The organism is Streptomyces sp. GbtcB7, assembly GCF_019091445.1.
GTDB lineage: Bacteria > Actinomycetota > Actinomycetes > Streptomycetales > Streptomycetaceae > Streptomyces > Streptomyces mirabilis.
On the sequence record NZ_JAGXJM010000288.1, the window covers coordinates 1 to 271 of the forward strand.

Below are 271 nucleotides of genomic sequence, written 5' to 3' on the forward strand. Positions count from 1 at the left end.
CTCCAGGGCTCCACGGACGGCAAGGACTGGAAGAGCCTCGACACCCGTTCCGGCGGGTCCTTCGGCGAGCGGTTCCAGACGAAGTCGTACGACATCGCGAGCCCCGTCGAGTACCAGCACTTCCGGCTCGTCGTCACCAAGAACAACGGCGGCGACATCCTCCAGCTCGCCGATGTCCAGTTCTCCACGGGGCAGAGCGACGACCCGCCGCCCAAGGACATGCTCTCGCTGGTGGACCGGGGCCCGAGCGGCTCCCCCACCGCGAAGGCCG

1 protein-coding gene is annotated in these 271 nt (G+C 68.6%); it reads left to right on the forward strand.

The annotated features are described in order from the left end of the window. Positions 1 to 271: hypothetical protein (locus tag KVT44_RS56115; RefSeq protein ID WP_217576989.1), on the forward strand; the 271-nt coding region annotated here is incomplete at both ends.